Consider the following 18,541-nt stretch of genomic DNA (forward strand, 5'->3'; position numbering starts at 1 on the left):
GCGGGTTCAGGCCTCCTGGGGGCGGGCGGCCCCCCCCGGGCGCGCCCCCCCCCGACGGGGAGGGACCCCAGATGCTCACCCTGGCTGACCAGCTGGCCGCGTGGCTCGAGCCCGGCGCGCAGCCGTTCGCCGTCGCGACGGTGGTCGGCGCGTCCGGCTCCGTGCCGCGGCCCGTCGGCACGGCGATGGCCGTGCGCGCCGACGGCGCCGTCGTCGGCAGCCTCTCCGGCGGCTGCGTGGAGGCGGCCGTGCACGCGGCCGCGCTCGACGCGATCGCCGTCGGCGAGTGCCACCGCGAGACCTTCGGCTACTCCGACGATGACGCGTTCGCCGTCGGGCTCACCTGCGGCGGCAGCCTCGAGGTGCACGTGCAGCCCGTGCGCCCCGGGGACCCGGACGACCCCGCCGCCGTCGCGCTTGCGCGCCTCGTCGCCGACGGCGGAGCTCCCGCTGCCCTCGTCCGCCGCCTCGACGTCGCGCGACCCACGACCATCCTTCTGCCCGAGCCGTCAGGGCCAGGAGCACCAGAACCCGTGTGTGGCCCTGACAACCCGTTGCGGGGGCTGGTGGACGACGGCGCGCTGCCCGCGGTGTCCGCGCAGGTCGCGGCCGTGCTGCGGGCGGGCGGCGCCGCCACGGTCCACGCCGCCCCCGGCGTTCCCGACGGCGCGTGCGACGACGGCGCCCCGGAGGAGCCCGTCACGCTGCTCGTCGAGACCCGGCTGGCGCCCCCGCGCTTCGTGGTGGTGGGCGCCAACGACTTCGCCGGCGCGCTCGTGCGCGCCGTGCACCTGCTCGGGTACCGCGTGACGCTCGTCGACGCCCGGGAGGTGTTCGCCGCGCCGCACCGGTTCCCGCAGGCGGACGAGGTGGTCGTGGACTGGCCGGACCGGTACCTCGCCGCCGAGGTCGCCGCCGGCCGGCTCGACGCCCGCACCGCCGTCGCCGTCCTCACCCACGACGTGAAGTTCGACGTCCCGACCCTGCGGCTCGCGCTCGGGCTGCCGCTCGCGTACGTGGGCGCGATGGGCTCGCGCCGCTCCCACGCCCAGCGGATGCAGGCCCTGCGCGACGAGGGCGTGACCCCCGACCGGCTGGCCCGGCTGCGCTCGCCGATCGGCCTCGACCTCGGAGCCGTGACGCCGGAGGAGGTGGCCGTGTCGGTCGTCGCCGAGCTCGTCGCGGTCCGCTACGGCCGCGACGCGGCCGTCCCCCTGAGCCGCACCGACGGGCCGCTGCACGCGGCCGCCGGGACGACCCCTGGCACGACCTCGGGCACCACCTCCAGCACCACCCGAACCAAGGAGCACCCCCGGTGGACATGAACACCGTCACCGACCTGGTCCCCACCGCCGACCCCGCCGACTGGCGCGAGGGCGACGCGTGGCTGGCCGGCGGCACCGTCCTGTTCTCGTACGGCAGCCAGACGCTGCGCCGCCTGCTGGACGTCACGACCGCCGGCTGGCCCGCGCTCACCGTGACCGACGAGGGGCTGGAGATCGCCGCGACCTGCACCGTCGCCGAGCTGTACGCCTTCCCGGAGGCCGCCGCGTCGGGACCGGTGCGCGGCGCGTGGCGCGCGCTCGACCTCGTGCGCCCGTGCTGCGACGCGTTCGTCGCGTCGTTCAAGATCTGGAACACCTCGACCGTCGGCGGCAACGTCGCGACGTCGCTGCCCGCGGGCCCGATGACGTCGCTCACCGCGGCGCTGGACGGCGTCGCCGAGGTGTGGGGCCCGGGCGGCGCCAGGCGCACCCAGCCCGTGGCGGAGCTCGTCACCGGCGAGATGCGCAACACCCTCGCCCCGGGCGAGCTGCTGCGCGCGATCCGGCTCCCGGCCGCGACGCTCCGCGCCCGCACCGCCTACCGGCGGTTGTCGCTGTCGAACCTCGGACGCTCCGGGGTCCTGCTGATCGGCCGCCTCGACGCCCCCGAGGACGGCGGCGAGCTGGTGATCACCGTGACCGCGTCGACCCGTCGGCCGGTGCAGCTGCGGTTCCCCGCCGGCGCGCACCCCGACGCCGTCGGGCTGGCCGCCGCGATCGACGTCGCGATCCCGTCCGAGCTCTACCACGACGACATCCACGGCCTGCCCGAGTGGCGCCGCGACATGACCTACCGGCTCGCGGAGGAGATCCGCGCCGAGCTGACCGACGGAGGCCGGCGATGACCGACGCGACCACCCGCCCCACGACCCTCTCCCCGGGCTCCTCGCCCGTGCTCCGGGTGGACGGCCGCGACGTGGACGCCGTGCCGCGCGCCGGCCAGTGCCTGCGCACGTTCCTGCGCGAGCAGGGCTCGCTCGGCGTCAAGAAGGGGTGCGACGGCGGCGACTGCGGCGCGTGCACCGTGCACGTCGACGGCGTCCCCGTGCACAGCTGCGTGTACCCCGCGCGGCGCGCCGCCGGGCGCGACGTCACGACGATCGGGGGCCTCGCCGCCACGGCCGAGGAGCCGACGGCGGACGGGCTGCACCCCGTGCAGCAGCGGTTCCACGACGCGCAGGGCTTCCAGTGCGGCTTCTGCACCGCCGGCATGATCATGACTGCCGCGACCTTCGACGACGACCAGCGCGCGAACCTGCCCCGCAACCTCAAGGGCAACCTGTGCCGGTGCACGGGCTACCGGGCGGTCGCCGACGCGGTGCTCGGCGACGACGCGTGCGGCACGGCCCACCCGGCCGGGGCCGCGCCCTGTGACCACGCCCACGACGGGTGGACGCCGCAGCGCTCCCGCGGCGCCGGGGACCGGACGGCCGGCTCCGCCGCGTCGGGCACGGCGTTCGGCACCTCGGAGCCTGCGCCCGCGAGCCGCGGCGTGGTGACCGGCCAGGTGCGCTACACCCTCGACGTCGACCCGGAGGCGTACCCGGGGCTGCTGCACCTCAAGCTGGCGCGGTCGCCGCAGGCTCACGCGCGGATCCTGTCGGTCGACGCCTCCGACGCGCTCGCCGTGCCCGGGGTCCGCGCGGTGCTCACGCACGAGGATGCGCCCGCCGCCCGGTTCAGCACGGCCCAGCACGAGCTGTGGACGGACGACCCCGACGACACCCGCATCCTCGACGACGTCGTCCGGCACGTCGGGCAGCGCGTGGCCGCCGTCGTCGCCGACTCGGTGGCCGCGGCGGAGGAGGGCGTGCGCCGGCTGCGGGTGGAGTACGAGGTGCTGCCCGCGCTGATCGACCCCGAGCAGGCGATGGTCCCCGGCGCGCCGCTCGTGCACCCCGACCTGGACGCCGCGACCGCACGGGTCTCGCGTCCGGAGGCGAACGTCGTCGCGGAGCTGCACTCCGAGCTCGGTGACGTCGAGGCGGGCCTCGCGGAGGCCGACGTCGTGCACGAGGCCACCTACCGCACGCAGCGGGTGCAGAACGCGGCGCTCGAGACGCACGCGGCGATCGCGTCGTTCGACGACGACGGCCGGCTCGTGGTGCGGTCCTCGACCCAGGTGCCCTTCCTCGCGAGGCGCCATCTCGCGCGCGTGCTGGACCTGCCCATGGACCGCGTGCGCGTGGTGTGCGAGCGCGTGGGCGGCGGGTTCGGCGGCAAGCAGGAGGTGCTGGTCGAGGACGTCGCGGGGCTCGCGGCCCTGCGGCTCGGCCGGCCGGTGCAGCTCGAGCTCACGCGCAGCGACACGTTCGTCGGCACGACGACCCGGCACCCGTTCCGCATCCGGGTCCGGGCGGGCGCCCGCCGCGACGGCACGCTGACCGCGCTGCACCTGGACGTGCTGAGCAACACCGGCGCGTACGGCAACCACGGGCCGGGCGTGATGTTCCACGGCTGCGGCGAGTCGATCGCCGTCTACTCCTGCGCGAACAAGAAGGTCGACGCGCACGCCGTCTATACGCACACCCTGCCGTCGGGCGCGTTCCGCGGGTACGGGCTGAGCCAGATGATCTTCGCCGTCGAGTCCGCGATGGACGAGCTGGCCCGGCAGCTCGGCCTCGACCCGCTCGAGCTGCGCCGCCGCAACGTGGTGCACCCGGGCGTGCCGATGCTGTCCACCGCGCCCGAGCCCGAGGAGGACGTGCTGTACGGCAGCTACGGCCTCGACCAGTGCATCGCGCTGGCCGACGACGCGCTGGCCCGCGGCAGGGCGCGCGACGTCGCGGCGTACGGCGCCGACCCCACGGAGCCGACGCGCCCGTGGCTCGGGGACGAGTGGGGCGTCGGCGAGGGCACGGCGCTGTCGATGATCGACACGGTGCCGCCGCGCGGGCACGTGGCGCACGCCCGCGCGCGGCTGCGCCCGGACGGCGTGGTCGAGGCCGAGGTCGGCACCGCCGAGTTCGGCAACGGCACCACGACGGTGCACGCCCAGCTCGTGGCCAGCGCGCTCGGGCAGCGGGCCGCCGACATCGTCGTCAAGCAGTCCGACACGGACCTCGTGGAGCACGACACCGGCGCGTTCGGGTCCACCGGCACCGTGGTGGCGGGCAAGGCGTCGCTCGCGGCGGCCACGGAGCTGGCGGAGCGGGTGCGCGTGGTGGCGTCGTCGCTCACCGGGACGGCGCCCGCTGACTGCCGCCTGGTGCCCGGCGGCGTCGAGTACGAGGGCGGCGCCGTCGTGCCGCTCGCCAAGGTGGCGCGCCATGCGCAGGCCGCGGGCGTGCGGCTCGAGGCCGAGGGCCGCTGGGGCGGCACGCCCCGGTCCGTCGCGTTCAACGTGCACGGCTTCCGCGTGGCCGTGCACCGCGGCACCGGCGAGATCCGCATCCTGCAGAGCGTCCAGGCCGCGGACGCCGGCGAGGTCGTCAACCCCCGGCAGTGTCGCGGCCAGGTCGAGGGCGGCATCGCGCAGGCCCTCGGCGCCGCGCTGTACGAGGACGTCGTGATCGACGACGCCGGCCGCGTCACGACCGACATCTTCCGCCAGTACCACCTGCCCACCTTCGCGGACGTGCCCCGCAGCGAGGTGTACTTCGCCGAGACGTCGGACTCCACCGGGCCGATGGGGGCGAAGTCCATGAGCGAGAGCCCGTTCAACCCCGTGGCCCCCGCGTTCGCCAACGCGCTGCGCGCCGCCACCGGCGTGCGGTTCACCGAGCTCCCGCTGTCCCGCGACAAGGTCTACCTGGGCATCAAGGCCGCCGCGACGCCCTGACCGACCGTCGTGGGTGGGCGTTTGGCCCTGTTTCGGGCGCGAACAGGGCCACACGCCCACCCACAACGATCAGGCGAGGAGGTCGAGGTCGGCCTCGGTGTCGACGTCGCGGCCGTCGCCGGGGTGCGTGACGACGTCGATGAGGTCGGCGTGCGCGCGCAGGAAGGCGCGCGCCCCGGCGTCCCCGACGGCGCTCGCGGCGGCGGGCCCGGCGAGCTCGGCGTCCAGCACGAGCGGGTGCGCCCAGCGCGGGCGGCTCCCGTCGGACGCCGTCGCATCGGCCCACCGCGAGGCTGCGACCCGGCCGGGACGGTGCGCCGCGAGCAGGCGTGCGACGTCCTCGGGAGCGACGCCGGGCTGGTCGACGTGGGCGACGACGACGCGCCGCGGGCCGAGCCCCAGCGCGGCGGTGACGCCCGTACGCAGCGAGGAGGCCATCCCCGTCGCCCAGGCGGGGTTGACGACGACGCGGACGGCCGGGTCCGGGAACGCGGCCTCGGCGAGCACGCGGTCCGCCTCGGCGCCGAGCACCACGCGCACGGCGCCGCACCCGCCGGCGAGGAGGACGTCCGCGACGTGCTCGACGAGGGGGCGGCCACGGTGGGGGAGCAGAGCCTTGGGGCCGCGGCCGAGCCGGGTGCCCGCGCCGGCCGCGAGGAGCACCGCGGCGGTGTCCGTCGGGTCGGGGGACAGGGGAGCGGCGGGCACCCGGCCAGGATAGGTCGCGGGCGGGCCGGTGCCGGAGCACTCCCGGGTTCACCGCCCCGACCAGCACGTTTTGCCGGGGCTTGGTGCCGTCATCGGCGGCGCCAGACGCCGCTATGCTCAGCGCGGCCCAGCGGCCGCGCGACCCGAACGGCCGGCCCCGAACGAGACCGAAGGATTCCGGATGAGCTTCTTGGAGAAGCTGCGTGGACAGCTGATCGACATCGTCGAGTTCCTCGACGAGAGCCGGGACACGATCGTCTGGCGCTTCCCCCGCCAGGGCAACGAGATCAAGAACCAGGCCCGGCTGGTCGTGCGCGAAGGGCAGGCGGCGGTGTTCGTCAGCGAGGGGCGCCTCGCCGACGTCTTCGCCCCGGGCACGTACACGCTCGAGACGAAGAACCTGCCGGTGCTGTCCACCCTCCAGGGCTGGAAGCACGGCTTCAGCTCGCCGTTCAAGGCGGAGGTCTACTTCGTCGCGACCCGCCAGCTCACGGACCTCACGTGGGGCACGCAGAACCCGCTGATCCTCCGCGACCCCGAGCTCGGCGCGGTCCGCGTGCGTGCGTACGGCACCTACGCGCTGCGGGTGGTCGACCCCGCCGCGCTCCTGCGCCAGCTGGTGGGCACCGACCCGCAGTTCCGTACGGACGAGATCGGCGACTACTTCCGCAGCCTCGTCGTGGGCCGGCTCGGCCCGGCGCTGGCCGAGGCGGGCGTCGCCGTGATCGACCTCGCCGCGAACCAGCGCGAGATCGCCGGCCGCCTGGCGGACCAGCTCACCGAGGACCTCACGGAGTACGGCGTCGCCGTGCCGCGCCTCGTCCTCGAGAACGTCTCCTTCCCGCCGGAGGTCGAGGCGGCGCTGGACAAGCGGACCCGGATGGCCGTCGTCGGGGACCTCGACCAGTACGCGAAGTTCCAGTCGGCGACGGCGATCGAGACCGCCGCCGCGAACCCGGGCGGGGCCGGCGAGGGGCTCGGACTCGGGATGGGCATGGCGATGGGGCAGCAGATGGCCCAGGCGCTCGCGTCGGCGGCGCAGCCCGCGGCGGCCGTCCCGCCGGCCGTGACGCCGGCTCCCGCGGGCCCGCCGCCGCTGCCGGTCGCCGAGTCCCCGTGGTTCTGGTCGGCCGGCGGGGCGCAGGCCGGGCCCGGCAGCGCGGCGGACGTCGCCGCGCTCGTCGACGCGGGCGGCCTCACGCGCGAGACCCTCGTGTGGCGGCAGGGCATGGCCGCCTGGACGCCGGCCGGGCAGGTGCCCGCGCTCGCCCCGCTCTTCGCCGCGACGCCGCCCCCGCTGCCGCCCGACGCGGGCACGTCGAGCGGCACGTCGAGCGGCACGGAGGCGCGGCCGTGAGCGACGTGCGGGAGGACCTCGTCCGCACGCGCTGCGACGCCTGCGGGTCCCAGCTCGCCTACGTGCCCGGCACGCAGCACCTGCGGTGCGGGGCGTGCGGCGGCGAGGTGGCGATCGTCCACGCGGCGGGCGACGCCGTCGACGAGCACTCGTTCGACGCGTGGGCCGCCGCCCAGGACGGGGCGCGTGCGATCGCCCTCGACGACCGCCTGCTCACCTGCGACGGGTGCGGCGCGACGACGCGCGGCACCGACCTGTCCGCGGCGTGCCGCTTCTGCGGCGGCCACCTCGTCGCCGTCGCGGAGGTGGACGGGCTCGTGCAGCCGGAGGCGGTCGTGCCGTTCGGCGTGGAGCGGGCGCGGGCGCGCGAGGCGTTCCGGCGCTGGGTGCGCTCGCGCCCCTTCGCACCGAGCGAGCTCAAGAAGGTCGGCGACACGGAGTCGCTGCACGGCTCGTACGTGCCCCACTGGACCTTCGACGCAGAGACGTCGTCGTCGTACACGGGCCAGCGCGGTGACGCGTACCACGTCACGGTGAAGGACGGCGACGACGAGCGGCAGGAGCGGCGGGTGAGCTGGACGCCGGTCACGGGACGGGTCGAGCGGTCCTTCGACGACGTCCTGGTCCCGGCCTCGTCCCAGGTGTCCGAGGCCGATCTCCGCCGCCTCGGGCCGTGGCCGCTCGAGGACGCCGTGCCGTTCCGGGCGGAGTATCTCGCCGGGTACTCGGCGGCCCGGTACGAGGTGGAGCCCGCCGCCGGACTCGAGCGGGCCAAGGAGACGATGGCCAAGACCGTCCGGGCCGACGTCCGGCGGGACATCGGCGGCGACGAGCAGCGGGTCGGCTCGGTGACCACCGCCTACACCGACGTGATGTTCAAGCTCGTGCTGCTGCCGCTGTGGATCGCGACCTACGTGTACGCGGGCCGGCAGTGGCAGGTCATGGTCAACGCGAACACCGGGCAGGTGGTCGGGCGGCGGCCGTTCAGCGCGGTGAAGATCGCGGTCGCCGTGGTCGTCGCGCTCCTCGTCGTCGCGGCGCTCGTGCTCTGGTACGTGACCTCGCGGACGTGAGGGTCAGGCGTCGCGGCGCGCGTCGTACGCCCGCTGGGCCGCGCTGACCTCGTCGACCGAGCCCTCGAGGACGTCCAGCAGTCCCACGAGCCGGTCGGCGACGCGGCGGCCGAGGTCGGTGAGCGAGTACTCGACGTGCGGCGGGATGGTGGTGCGCACCTCGCGGGCGACCATGCCGTCGCGCTCGAGCGCCTGGAGGGTCTGGGCGAGCATCTTCTCGCTCACCCCGTCGATGCGGCGGCGCAGCGCGTTGAACCGCACGGCTCCGTCGCGCAGCCCGGCCACCGTGAGCACGCCCCAGCGCCCGGTGACCGCCTCCAGCGCCTGCCGCGAGGTGCACCCGCGCGAGAACACGTCGGCGATCATCGCGTCCGTCGGGCCGGCGTCGACGGCGTCGACCGGGGCGACGGCGGGGGAGTCAGGGGTCACTCGGACAGGATACGGCGCGCTCCGCACGCAGGCACTGTGACGAGCGCCGCACACTCATCTGGTTGGCACTAACGAAAAGTAAGTGCATGCTGGCGGGGCGGTCCGGTCGACGGGCCCGGCCGCGAGCCCGACCTGAGCCAGCACCCGAAGGAGCATCACCATGACCATCGCCGTCACCGGCACCAGCGGCCACCTGGGTCGCCTCGTCGTCGAGTCCCTCCTCGCCCGCGGCGCCGCGCCCGCGGACGTCGTCGCCCTCGCCCGCTCGACGGCGAAGGTCGCGGATCTCGCGGAGCGTGGCGTCGTCGTCCGCGAGGCCGACTACGACCGCCCGGAGACGCTGGCCCCCGCCCTCGACGGCGTCGAGGTGCTGGTGCTCGTCTCCGGCTCCGCCGTCGGCCAGCGGATCCGCCAGCACGGCGCCGTGATCGACGCGGCCAAGGGCGCCGGCGTCCGCCGCGTCGTCTACACGAGCGCCCCGCACGCCGACACCTCCCCCCTGATCCTCGCACCGGAGCACAAGGCGACCGAGGAGCTGCTCGCGGCGTCCGGCCTGACCACGACGGTGCTGCGCAACGGCTGGTACACCGAGAACTACCTGCCTGACGTCGAGCGGGCCCGGGAGACCGGGGAGATCGTCGCCTCGGTCGGGGACGGCCGCGTCGCCAGCGCGAGCCGCGCCGACTACGCCGAGGCCGCGGCCGTCGTCGCGCTCGCCACCGACGGCGCGCACGACGACGCCGTCCACGAGCTCACCGGCGACGTCGCGTGGGACTTCGACGAGCTCGCGCGCACCGTCACGGAGGTGCTCGGCCGTCCCGTGACCTACCGCTCGGTCGAGCCCGAGGAACACCGCGCCGCGCTGCTCGCCGCCGGCCTCGACGAGGGCACGGCCGGATTCCTCGTCGCGCTGGACGCCGACACCCGCGCCGGGCTCCTGGCGGAGACGACGGGCGTTCTCGCCGGTCTGATCGGCCGCCCCACCACGCCGCTGGCCGACGGCCTGCGCAGGGGCTTGCGGGGCTGAACGCCTCCGCCGTGCCGCCCTGACCCGCAGGCGTCCCGTCGTCCCGCCGGTTCGCCGGTCGCTCCGCGGGTCGCGAGAGCACGGTGGGGATAATCGCCCCGTGGACCTCGAGAACACCTGCCGTGCGTTCGTCGCGGTGAGCGAGAGGCGCAGCTTCACCGGCGGCGCGGCGGCGATCGGCGTGCCACAGCCCGTCGTGAGCCGCCGCGTCGCCGCGCTCGAGACGCACTTCGGTGGGCGTCTGTTCGACCGGACGACGCGCGAGGTGTTCCTCACGGGGCTGGGGAGCCGGCTGCTTCCGGCCGCCCAGCGCGTCGTCGAGGCGGCGGACGACCTGCGGGCGGCGGCGGCGATGCGCGAGGCGCCGCCGCTGCGCCTCGCGATCCCGGAGGACCTCTCGCCGACGGTCACGGCCACGCTCATCGCTGATGCCCGGCAGGCGGGGATCGTGCTGCGGCCGCTGCCTGCCCCTCCGGCGCGACGCGCGGAGATGGTGCGCGACTCGCGCGCGGACGCCGCGCTCGTCGTGGCGACGACGGGTGCGGCGCGCTGGACCGCCCCGCTGGGGTGGGGAGGTGGCGGCCCGGACGGCGGGGCACGGGTGTACCTCGACGAGCTGTCCCCGCGCCGTGGCGACCCCGGACCGCCGCGGCGCGTGTGGGTGACCCCGGAGGACGACAACGCCCTCGTCGGCGACGCCCTGGCCCGGCACGCCGCGGCAGCAGGCTGTCTGCCACGGCAGGTGCGGGTGGCCCCGCTGGTCCCCGCGCTGGCCGCGGTGACGACCAGCGCGGACCTGCTGCTCTGCACCCCGGTGCAGGCGCGCGAGCTGGGGCTCTCCTGGACGTCGCCGGGCGGCCTCGACCTCGCCCGGGCGCACCGTCTGGAGCTGCGGCCCGGCGACCCCGTGACCGCGACCGCCTCGATCGACGCCCTGGCCGAGGCGATCGCGCTCGCTCTCGGCGCCGCGGAGCTCCCCACGTGATCGCGGGAGCCGCCGCGGCGGACGAGGTCCGGCGGGTACGGGACGAGCTCGCCGATGCCGGCCTGACCGCGGGGATCCTCGTCCGCGATCTCGATTCCGGTCGGGAGGTCGGCGTCGACCCGCACCTCGAACTCCCGGTCGCCTCCCTCGTCAAGGTCCCGGTAGCTCTCGCGACGCTCGAGCGGATCCGTCGCCGGGAGCTCGACGCCGCCTCGACGGTGGTGGTCGACCCGGGGCGTGCGACAAGCCCGGGACCGCCGGGCATCACGCGGTTCAGGCACCCGGCGTCAGTGGCCCTCGACGACCTGCTCTACCTGGCCGTCTCGCTGAGCGACAGCAGCGCCTGCGACGCGCTGCTCGCCCTGACCCCTCCCGCCCACGTCAGCCGGGTGCTGCGCGAGCTCCGGGTGCCGGACGTCGAGATCCGGCACGGTCTCGGCGAGCTGGACGACACCCCGGCTGAGGCCCTGGAACACCTCGCGCCGGGCCTCGGGCACGCCTTCGCGGCGCTGGCGAGCACGGCGAGCGGAGGGAGCGTGATCCGGTCGCTCGACGTCTCGGTGTCGACGACCTCCTCGGCGCGCGTGCTGGCGGACCTCCTCGGCGCGGTCTGGGACCCGGACCGGCTGGACCACGCGGTGTCCGGCCGCCTGCGCGAGCTCCTCGCCTCCAACGTGCACCGGCAACGCCTGGCGCCCGAGTTCGACCGCGACTCGTCCACCTGGTCGTCCAAGACGGGCACCGTGCTCAACCTGCGGCACGAGGCAGGGGTCGTCGAGCACGCGGACGGCGGCCGGTTCGTCGTCGTCGTCCTCAGCCGGTCCAGCGCGGCGGCGGGGGCGCAGCCGGCCGCGGAGATGGCGCTCGGTCGTGCCGCTCGCCGGCTGCACGACCTGGTGCGCCGCACCGCGCCCCCGCCACGCCCCACCACGCCCGTGATCCGGGCGGTCCGTCAGAGCAGGTCGAGCGAGCTCCGGTAGTCCGGCACGACGACGCGGGTCCGGGGCGACACGCGTCGGATCGCGGCCACCGTGGCACGCAGCCGGTCGGCCGTCCCGTCGTCCTGCACGGTGGGCGGGTCGGTCGGCGAGGCCTCGAAGTGGTCCCAGTGGACGGGGACGACCAGCCTCGGCCCGCCGAGGACGTCCATGAGCCGGGAGGCGTACTCGCTGGTGACGTCGTTCGCCGGGACCGGCACGGCGACCGCGTCGGGCCGCAGCCCGCGCAACGACACGTCGTCGAAGTCGCTCGCCCCCAGGAGCAGCACGCTGCGGCCCGACGGCGCGCGCAGGAGGTACGCCAGCGTGTCGCCCTCCGGCAGGTCGGCGATGGTCGCGGGGCGCTCCGGCACCGCGTGGCGCACCCCGGGGAACAGCACCCCACCGTTGCCGGACCGGCTGTGCAACGACCGGACGGCGCGGACCACCAGGTCACCCACGACGATCTCCTCGCCGCCCTTGAGCACCGCGAGCTGGTCGTCGGCCACACCGAAGGACCGTGCGAGGTGATATCCCGTCAGGGTGGTGAACACCGTGCCGCCCCGGGTCGCGGCGATGTGCGGGACGTCGCCGAAGTGGTCCCAGTGGGTGTGCGTGACCAGGGTCGCGGTGACCCGGCCTGCCCGGTCGGGCCGCCCCAGCACGTCGTCGATCGCCGCCGGGTCGACCGTGAGCCGCGTGCCGCGGTCGAACAGTCCCTTCCCCAGCCCTGTGTCGAACCGGGTGAGGTAGGGGTCGACCAGCAGGTGGGCGCGCGGCGTGCGGACCTGCCAGCCCGCCACGCCGAGCCAGCGGAACGTCGCGTGGCCGGCCGCACCTCGGTCCGGCACCCGGGGCGCGGCGAGGGCAGGGGCGCCGGTCAGCGCTCCGGCAGCGGCGGTTCCGGCCATGCCGAACAGGGTCCGGCGGCGGACGGTCGGGGTCATGTCGTCTCCTCGGGTCGTCGTGGCCACGACCGTGCCACCCCGCGACCGATGCCCACCAAGACTCGTGGCGGTCGTTTCATGCGCGTCGGGTATGGGTGTCCGGTCGGTGCCGCGCGGACGTGTCCGCGCCTCCGGCGCTGCACTCCCTACACTCGCCCGGTGCGTCGTGTGCTGAGCCGTTGGGTGGACCCGTTCGTCGTCACGCTGGTCGTGGTGATGGTGCTGGGGCTGGTGGTGCCCGTCGGCCCGGGGGTGCAGCAGGTCGTCGACGTCGCGGCCGACGTCGCGGTGACGATCCTGTTCCTCGTCTACGGCGCGCGCCTGTCGACCCGCGAGGTGTGGGCCGGGCTGCGCAACTGGCGCCTGCAGGGCGGCATCCTCGTCGCCACGTACGTGCTGTTCCCGGTGCTCGGCCTCGTCGTCGCGTGGGCGATCGCCCCGCTGGTCGGCGCGCCGCTCGCCGCCGGGATGCTCTACCTGTCGCTGCTGCCGTCGACGGTGCAGTCGTCGGTGGCGTTCACGTCCGTGGCGCGCGGCAACGTCGCGGGCGCGATCTGCGGCGCCACCGTGTCCAACGTGCTCGGCATGGTGCTCACCCCGCTGCTGGTGCTGTGGCTCATGACCGACGCCGACGGCGGAGCAGGCGCCACGGCCGGGCACGGCCTCGACGGGCTGCAGACCGTGCTCCTGCAGCTCCTGCTCCCGTTCGTCGTGGGTCAGCTGCTGCAGCCGTGGGTGGGCGACTGGGTCCGCGCCCGCCGCTGGCTCACCCTGTCCGTCGACCGCGGGACCATCCTCGTCGTCGTGTTCTCGGCCGTCGCGGCGGCGAGCTCCGCGGGCGTGTGGGCCGGCACCTCCGCCTGGGCGATCGTCGTGCTGCTCGGGGTGAGCGGGGTGTTCCTGGCGATCATGCTCGGGCTCACGTGGTGGGGCGGAGCCGCGCTCAAGCTGCCCGTCGAGGACCGGATCGCGCTGCTCATGTGCGGGTCCAAGAAGTCGCTCGCCACCGGCCTCCCCATGGCGAGCGTGCTGTTCCCGGTCGCCGCGGCCGGCGTCATCGCCGTCCCGGTGATCATCTTCCACCAGCTCCAGCTCGTGGTCTGCGCCGTGCTCGCCCGCCGCCTCGCCCTGCGGGACTGAGCAACGGGGCGGCTGCGAGCATCCCGGCCCCCGGCCTAGCGTCGTGGCATGGCCGAGGACGACGACGGCGAGCGGTGGTCGCAGGACGTCACCGAGCACTCCGACGCGCTCGACCTGGAGGACGACGTCTTCGCCGGGGACGACCCGGCGCGCATCGCCGCGTCCCTGAAGCGGTCCGCCGAGGCGAGCGACCGACGCAAGGGCTCGGCGTACCAGTCGGCCATGTCGATGCTGACGTTCTCCGTCAACCGGGCCGGGAAGAACCTCCCCGCGGCGCAGCGCGACGTCCTCGAGCGCGCGAAGGACGAGCTGAGCAGGGCGTTCGGACGCGACTGATCGGCCGTGGCGCTCAGGGGAACGTGACCCCGGTGAGCTCCTCCGACAGTGCCCACAGGCGCGCGGCGTCGTCGGCGCTGCGCAGCGGGGCCCAGGGCCGCTGCGGCCCGGGCGGGCCGCCGAGGTGTCCCGGCCAGCGCGGGCCGTAGAAGCCGCCGTCGCGCGCCTCGGCCGAGGCGACCGCGAGGAGCGCGGGAAGCGCGGCGCTCTCGACGGTCCCCACGACGAGGCCGCGCGCGGAGAGCCAGCGGATGACGCGCACCGCCCGGGTGTCCCCGGCGCGGCCGACCTCGGGCCGCGCGGCGAGCAGGCTCGTCGGGGCCACGCCGGGGTGCGAGACGTTGCTCGTGACGCCCCAGCCGGCGGCCGCGCTGCGGCGGGCGAGCTCGAGGCCGAACAGCCCGCAGGCGATCTTCGACCGGTCGTAGGAGCGGCGGCCGTCGTACCGGCGCTCCGCGTTCGGGTCGTCCCACAGGATCGCGCCGCGGCGGGCGGCGACGCTCGACTGCGTCGTGACGCGGGCCCGCCCCGCCCGGAGCAGCGGCAGCAGGTGGGCGGTGAGCGCGAAGTGGCCGAGGTGGTTCGTGCCGAGCTGCAGCTCGAAGCCGTCGGCGGTGACCTGCCGCTCCGGCGGGGTCATGACCCCCGCGTTGTTGACCAGCAGGTGGATCGGCTCGCCCGCGCCCTCGAGGGTGTCCGCCAGCGCCGCGACCGACGCGAGGGACGCCAGGTCCAGCTCGTGGAGGACGAGCCGCGCCCCCGGGTGCCGCGCGCGGATCCGCTCGACGGCCGCCGCGCCCTTGCGCGGGTTGCGCACCGGCAGCAGGACCTCTGCCCCGGCCCCCGCCAGCCGGGTCGCGATCCGCAGGCCGACGCCGTCGCTCGCGCCGGTCACCAGCGCGCGCCGTCCGGTGAGATCAGGCAGGGCGAGGTCGGGGAGGACGGGGTCGCGCTCGGTGCGTGTCATGCGCCCCACGGTGCCCGACGGCGCGGGGGTGATCCAGGGTCCGACGATCCGTGGCTGGGCTGTCCGCCCCCTAGACTGTGCCGCACGCACCGGACGACGACGTCGGGAGGTCGCGGTGGAACGCTCGGCCACGTCGATGGCCCGCGGGGACGGGGCCCGCGCGGCAGGCGTGCGTCGTGACCCCCGCAGCGTGCGCGCGGCGTACGAGCGCTTCCTCGGCACGGGCGAGCCGCCCGGAGGCATCGACCCCGTCGTCGCCGACTCGTGGCGCCGCTCCCTGCGCAGCGGCGTCGACCCGGACACCCCGCACCCGCAGGTCGCGCTCGGCGACAGCGAGCTCGCCGCCTACCGCGCCGCCCACCCGCTCGCCGCCGTCATGCCGGTGGTGCGCGAGCTCGTGGTCGACGGCGCGGCGGACGACGGCCTGGTGGTCGCCGTCTCCGACGAGATCGGCCGCCTGCTCTGGGTGGAGGGCAACCGCCGGCTGCGCGGCACGGTCGACCGGGTGGGGTTCGTCGAGGGCGCGGTGTGGGGCGAGGAGAGCGTCGGCACCAACGCGCCGGGGACGGCCCTCGCGACCCGCCGCGCCGTCCAGGTGATCGGCGCCGAGCACTTCTCGCGCCCCGTGCAGGAGCTCAGCTGCGCGGCCGCACCCATCCGCGACCCCCGCACCGGACGCGTGCTGGGCGTCCTCGACGTCACCGGTCGGCGGGCCGCGGCGACGCACGTCGTGCTGTCGCTCGTGCGGGCCACCGTCGCCACCGTGGAGCGCGAGCTCGCGACCCGCGCCGCCGCGGCCCCGCACCCGTCCGGCGTCGCGCCGGTCGACCTCCGCGTGCTCGGCCGCCCGCTGCTGCGGACGCCCGCGGGGGAGCGGCCGCTGTCCCTGCGGCACGCCGAGATCCTGCTGCTGCTCGCGGAGCACCCGCGGGGCCTGGCCGCCGACGAGCTCGCCGTGCTGCTGCACCCCGGCGAGCTGTCCGACGTCACCGTGCGGGCCGAGGTCTCGCGGCTGCGGCACGTCGTCGGCGCGCTGCTCGCCGGGTCGCGCCCCTACCGGCTCGCCCGCCCCCTGCGCACCGACGCGGGCGACGTGCGCGCGGCCCTCGCCGCCGGCGACGTCCGCGCCGCCGTCGTCGCCTACGCGCCGCTGCTGCCGCGGTCCGTCGCCCCCGGCGTCGAGCAGCTGCGGGCGGAGCTCTCCGCCGAGGTGCGCGCCGCCGTCCTCGCCGCCGGCGACCCCGACGCCCTGGACGCCTGGGTGCGCGGGGCCGACGGCGCCGACGACCACGCCGCCTGGACCCGCCTGCTCGACGTCGCCCCGGCCGGCAGCCCGCAGGCCGTGCGCGCCCGCGCCCGTGCCGGGCTGCTCGACACCGAGCTGAGCTGAGCGGTCAGCAGCGCTCGAGCGCGCCCTCGAGGTCGTCGCCGGGGCAGACGCTGCGGCTCCACGTGCCCGGCCCGTAGGTGTCGCCTGACGTGTCGTGGAAGATCTCGAGGCCGCCGCCCCCGACACGGTAGTAGGTGAACGTCGGGTCGCCCTCGGTGGTCGGAGTCATCACCGTGAGCTCGGCCCCGGACTCCCACGCCGCGTCGAGGCAGTCACGCGCGTCGGCGGGGATCCCGCCGCCCTGCACGCCGTGCTCGACCTCGCCGCAGGAGGTGCGCTGCTCCCGGAGGACGAACTGGGACCGGGCGAGCGCGCCGGGCGTGAGCACGAAGACGCCCACCACCACGGCGAGCACCACTCCCGCGCCGATCAGCAACCGCGACCTGCCGCGCATCGACGCCCCCGTACCGTCGCGGGCCGGCTCCCGGCCCTCCGCCGATCCTGCGGTCCGCTCGGGCCAGGGTCCAGCCCGGGACCTCGTGCGGGCCGCACTGCAACGGAACTGCAACCCTGCGCCTCCTACCGTCGCGTCCATCGCGGCGCGACGAGGCGCCGCACGTGCGAGGAGGCAGCATGACCGTCTACGCAGCCCCCGGTCAGCCCGGGGCGGTCGCCGAGTACCGCGCCCGGTACGACCACTGGATCGGCGGCGAGTACGTCCCGCCCGCGAGCGGGCAGTACTTCGAGAACCCCAGCCCGGTCACCGGGCAGACCTTCACCGAGGTGGCCCGCGGCAACGCCGAGGACATCGAGCGCGCCCTGGACGCCGCCCACGGCGCGGCGCCCGCGTGGGGGCGTACGTCCGTCACGGAACGGGCGAACGTGCTCCACAGGATCGCCGACCGGATGGAGGCGAACCTCGAGAAGATCGCCGTCGCGGAGACGTGGGAGAACGGCAAGCCCGTCCGCGAGACGCTCGCCGCCGACATCCCGCTCGCCATCGACCACTTCCGCTACTTCGCCGGCGCCATCCGCGCCCAGGAGGGGTCGATCTCGGAGATCGACGAGGACACCGTCGCGTACCACTTCCACGAGCCGCTCGGCGTCGTCGGGCAGATCATCCCGTGGAACTTCCCGATCCTCATGGCCACGTGGAAGCTGGCGCCGGCGCTCGCGGCGGGCAACGCCGTCGTGCTCAAGCCGGCCGAGCAGACGCCGGCGTCGATCCTGTTCCTCATGGACCTCATCGGCGACCTGCTGCCGCCCGGCGTCGTCAACGTCGTCAACGGCTTCGGCGTCGAGGCGGGCAAGCCGCTCGCGTCGAGCTCGCGCATCCGCAAGATCGCGTTCACGGGCGAGACCACGACCGGCCGCCTGATCATGCAGTACGCGTCGCAGAACATCATCCCGGTCACGCTGGAGCTGGGCGGCAAGAGCCCGAACATCTTCTTCTCGGACGTCGCGTCGGCCAGGGACGACTACTACGACAAGGCGCTCGAGGGGTTCACGATGTTCGCCCTCAACCAGGGGGAGGTGTGCACCTGCCCGTCGCGCGCGCTCATCCAGGCCGACATCTACGACCAGTTCCTGGGCGACGCCCTGGAGCGCACGAGGGCGGTCAAGCAGGGCAACCCGCTGGACACCGAGACGATGATCGGCGCGCAGGCGAGCAACGACCAGCTCGAGAAGATCCTGTCGTACATCGACATCGGCAAGGCGGAGGGCGCCAAGGTCCTCACGGGCGGGCACCGGGCCGAGCTCGACGGCGACCTGGCGGGCGGTTACTACGTGACGCCCACCGTGTTCGAGGGCAAGAACTCCATGCGGATCTTCCAGGAGGAGATCTTCGGGCCGGTCGTGTCCGTGACGGAGTTCGCGGACTTCGACGACGCCATGAAGATCGCCAACGACACCCTCTACGGCCTGGGCGCCGGCGTCTGGTCCCGGCAGGGCGAGACGGCGTACCGCGCCGGCCGCACGATCGAGGCCGGGCGCGTCTGGACGAACTGCTACCACGCGTACCCCGCGGCGGCGGCGTTCGGCGGGTACAAGGGCTCGGGCGTCGGGCGCGAGAACCACAAGATGATGCTCGACCACTACCAGCAGACCAAGAACCTCCTGGTCAGCTACTCGGGCCAGAAGCTCGGGTTCTTCTAGAC

General features: G+C 75.5%; 17 protein-coding genes. 12 read left to right on the forward strand and 5 right to left on the reverse strand.

What is annotated here, in order from left to right; genetic code table 11:
• Positions 1 to 71: 71 nt before the first annotated feature.
• Genes ACFQ8T_RS02665 through ACFQ8T_RS02675 form a run of 3 tightly spaced genes read left to right on the forward strand, consistent with a single transcriptional unit; the run spans position 72 to position 5,106 of the window.
• The gene (locus ACFQ8T_RS02665) at positions 72 to 1,325 is read left to right on the forward strand and encodes an XdhC family protein (protein WP_430545003.1); all 1,254 of its coding nucleotides are present in this window, start codon (positions 72 to 74) and stop codon (positions 1,323 to 1,325) included.
• The gene (locus ACFQ8T_RS02670; protein WP_430545004.1) at positions 1,316 to 2,170 is read left to right on the forward strand and encodes an FAD binding domain-containing protein; all 855 of its coding nucleotides are present in this window, start codon (positions 1,316 to 1,318) and stop codon (positions 2,168 to 2,170) included. The genes ACFQ8T_RS02665 and ACFQ8T_RS02670 overlap by 10 nt, the downstream gene beginning before the upstream one ends.
• Positions 2,167 to 5,106 (forward strand): molybdopterin-dependent oxidoreductase, encoded by a 2,940-nt coding sequence (locus ACFQ8T_RS02675; RefSeq protein ID WP_430545005.1) that lies wholly within the window; start codon positions 2,167 to 2,169, stop codon positions 5,104 to 5,106. The genes ACFQ8T_RS02670 and ACFQ8T_RS02675 overlap by 4 nt, the downstream gene beginning before the upstream one ends.
• Positions 5,107 to 5,175: 69 nt before the next feature.
• Here the strand turns inward: ACFQ8T_RS02675 and ACFQ8T_RS02680 are convergent, their stop codons facing one another.
• Positions 5,176 to 5,814 (reverse strand): NTP transferase domain-containing protein, encoded by a 639-nt coding sequence (locus tag ACFQ8T_RS02680; protein ID WP_430545006.1) that lies wholly within the window; start codon positions 5,812 to 5,814, stop codon positions 5,176 to 5,178.
• Between the two features lie 181 nt (positions 5,815 to 5,995).
• Here ACFQ8T_RS02680 and ACFQ8T_RS02685 point away from each other — a divergent pair, with 181 nt between their 5' ends.
• Positions 5,996 to 7,171, forward strand: coding sequence for an SPFH domain-containing protein (locus tag ACFQ8T_RS02685; RefSeq protein ID WP_430545007.1), 1,176 nt, complete (start codon positions 5,996 to 5,998; stop codon positions 7,169 to 7,171).
• A complete protein-coding gene (locus tag ACFQ8T_RS02690) occupies positions 7,168 to 8,244 on the forward strand; it encodes a hypothetical protein (RefSeq protein ID WP_430545008.1) in 1,077 nt (358 codons plus the stop codon). The genes ACFQ8T_RS02685 and ACFQ8T_RS02690 overlap by 4 nt, the downstream gene beginning before the upstream one ends.
• A gap of 3 nt (positions 8,245 to 8,247) precedes the next feature.
• Here ACFQ8T_RS02690 and ACFQ8T_RS02695 read toward each other — a convergent pair whose 3' ends face one another.
• Positions 8,248 to 8,673, reverse strand: a complete 426-nt coding sequence (locus tag ACFQ8T_RS02695) for a winged helix-turn-helix transcriptional regulator (RefSeq protein WP_430545009.1) — start codon at positions 8,671 to 8,673, stop codon at positions 8,248 to 8,250.
• Positions 8,674 to 8,833: 160 nt separating this feature from the next.
• Here ACFQ8T_RS02695 and ACFQ8T_RS02700 point away from each other — a divergent pair, with 160 nt between their 5' ends.
• The 3 genes from ACFQ8T_RS02700 to ACFQ8T_RS02710 all read left to right on the forward strand — a co-directional run bounded on the left by ACFQ8T_RS02700 (position 8,834) and on the right by ACFQ8T_RS02710 (position 11,665).
• Complete coding sequence (locus tag ACFQ8T_RS02700) at positions 8,834 to 9,700, forward strand: SDR family oxidoreductase (protein ID WP_430545010.1); 867 nt, start codon at positions 8,834 to 8,836, stop codon at positions 9,698 to 9,700.
• Between the two features lie 100 nt (positions 9,701 to 9,800).
• Positions 9,801 to 10,685 (forward strand): LysR family transcriptional regulator, encoded by an 885-nt coding sequence (locus ACFQ8T_RS02705; protein WP_430545011.1) that lies wholly within the window; start codon positions 9,801 to 9,803, stop codon positions 10,683 to 10,685.
• Positions 10,682 to 11,665 carry a serine hydrolase gene (locus ACFQ8T_RS02710; RefSeq protein WP_430545012.1) on the forward strand — a complete coding sequence of 328 codons (984 nt, stop codon included), beginning with the start codon at positions 10,682 to 10,684 and terminating at the stop codon, positions 11,663 to 11,665. The genes ACFQ8T_RS02705 and ACFQ8T_RS02710 overlap by 4 nt, the downstream gene beginning before the upstream one ends.
• Here the strand turns inward: ACFQ8T_RS02710 and ACFQ8T_RS02715 are convergent.
• A complete protein-coding gene (locus tag ACFQ8T_RS02715) occupies positions 11,638 to 12,609 on the reverse strand; it encodes an MBL fold metallo-hydrolase (protein WP_430545013.1) in 972 nt (323 codons plus the stop codon). The genes ACFQ8T_RS02710 and ACFQ8T_RS02715 overlap by 28 nt on opposite strands.
• A 159-nt stretch (positions 12,610 to 12,768) precedes the next feature.
• On the opposite strand from ACFQ8T_RS02715, the gene ACFQ8T_RS02720 reads away from it, so the two are divergent.
• Entirely contained in the window at positions 12,769 to 13,749 is a 981-nt protein-coding gene (locus ACFQ8T_RS02720; protein WP_430545014.1) for a bile acid:sodium symporter family protein, read from the forward strand.
• 48 nt (positions 13,750 to 13,797) lie between these two features.
• The gene (locus ACFQ8T_RS02725) at positions 13,798 to 14,085 is read left to right on the forward strand and encodes a DUF3175 domain-containing protein (protein WP_430545015.1); all 288 of its coding nucleotides are present in this window, start codon (positions 13,798 to 13,800) and stop codon (positions 14,083 to 14,085) included.
• Positions 14,086 to 14,098: 13 nt separating this feature from the next.
• Here the strand turns inward: ACFQ8T_RS02725 and ACFQ8T_RS02730 are convergent, their stop codons facing one another.
• On the reverse strand, positions 14,099 to 15,052 hold the full coding sequence (locus ACFQ8T_RS02730; protein WP_430545016.1) for an SDR family oxidoreductase: 954 nt from the start codon (positions 15,050 to 15,052) through the stop codon (positions 14,099 to 14,101).
• A gap of 115 nt (positions 15,053 to 15,167) precedes the next feature.
• Here ACFQ8T_RS02730 and ACFQ8T_RS02735 point away from each other — a divergent pair, with 115 nt between their 5' ends.
• Complete coding sequence (locus ACFQ8T_RS02735) at positions 15,168 to 16,442, forward strand: GAF domain-containing protein (RefSeq protein WP_430545017.1); 1,275 nt, start codon at positions 15,168 to 15,170, stop codon at positions 16,440 to 16,442.
• 4 nt (positions 16,443 to 16,446) lie between these two features.
• On the opposite strand, the gene ACFQ8T_RS02740 is transcribed toward ACFQ8T_RS02735, so the two are convergent.
• On the reverse strand, positions 16,447 to 16,836 hold the full coding sequence (locus tag ACFQ8T_RS02740; protein WP_430545018.1) for a hypothetical protein: 390 nt from the start codon (positions 16,834 to 16,836) through the stop codon (positions 16,447 to 16,449).
• 179 nt (positions 16,837 to 17,015) lie between these two features.
• Here ACFQ8T_RS02740 and ACFQ8T_RS02745 point away from each other — a divergent pair, with 179 nt between their 5' ends.
• Positions 17,016 to 18,539: an aldehyde dehydrogenase family protein gene (locus ACFQ8T_RS02745; RefSeq protein ID WP_430545019.1), complete on the forward strand. Its 1,524-nt coding sequence runs from the start codon at positions 17,016 to 17,018 to the stop codon at positions 18,537 to 18,539.
• Positions 18,540 to 18,541: the final 2 nt, after the last annotated feature.

The sequence above is a fragment of the Isoptericola sp. NPDC056618 genome (genome assembly GCF_042792715.1).
GTDB lineage: Bacteria > Actinomycetota > Actinomycetes > Actinomycetales > Cellulomonadaceae > Isoptericola > Isoptericola nanjingensis.

Coding starts and splice junctions, on each gene's coding strand:
- ACFQ8T_RS02740 (WP_430545018.1), bottom strand. CDS start 16,836: ATGCGCGGCAGGTCGCGGTTGCTGATCGGCGCGGGAGTGGTGCTCGCC.
- ACFQ8T_RS02715 (WP_430545013.1), bottom strand. CDS start 12,609: ATGACCCCGACCGTCCGCCGCCGGACCCTGTTCGGCATGGCCGGAACC.
- ACFQ8T_RS02665 (WP_430545003.1), top strand. CDS start 72: ATGCTCACCCTGGCTGACCAGCTGGCCGCGTGGCTCGAGCCCGGCGCG.
- ACFQ8T_RS02745 (WP_430545019.1), top strand. CDS start 17,016: ATGACCGTCTACGCAGCCCCCGGTCAGCCCGGGGCGGTCGCCGAGTAC.
- ACFQ8T_RS02675 (WP_430545005.1), top strand. CDS start 2,167: ATGACCGACGCGACCACCCGCCCCACGACCCTCTCCCCGGGCTCCTCG.
- ACFQ8T_RS02725 (WP_430545015.1), top strand. CDS start 13,798: ATGGCCGAGGACGACGACGGCGAGCGGTGGTCGCAGGACGTCACCGAG.
- ACFQ8T_RS02730 (WP_430545016.1), bottom strand. CDS start 15,052: ATGACACGCACCGAGCGCGACCCCGTCCTCCCCGACCTCGCCCTGCCT.
- ACFQ8T_RS02685 (WP_430545007.1), top strand. CDS start 5,996: ATGAGCTTCTTGGAGAAGCTGCGTGGACAGCTGATCGACATCGTCGAG.
- ACFQ8T_RS02700 (WP_430545010.1), top strand. CDS start 8,834: ATGACCATCGCCGTCACCGGCACCAGCGGCCACCTGGGTCGCCTCGTC.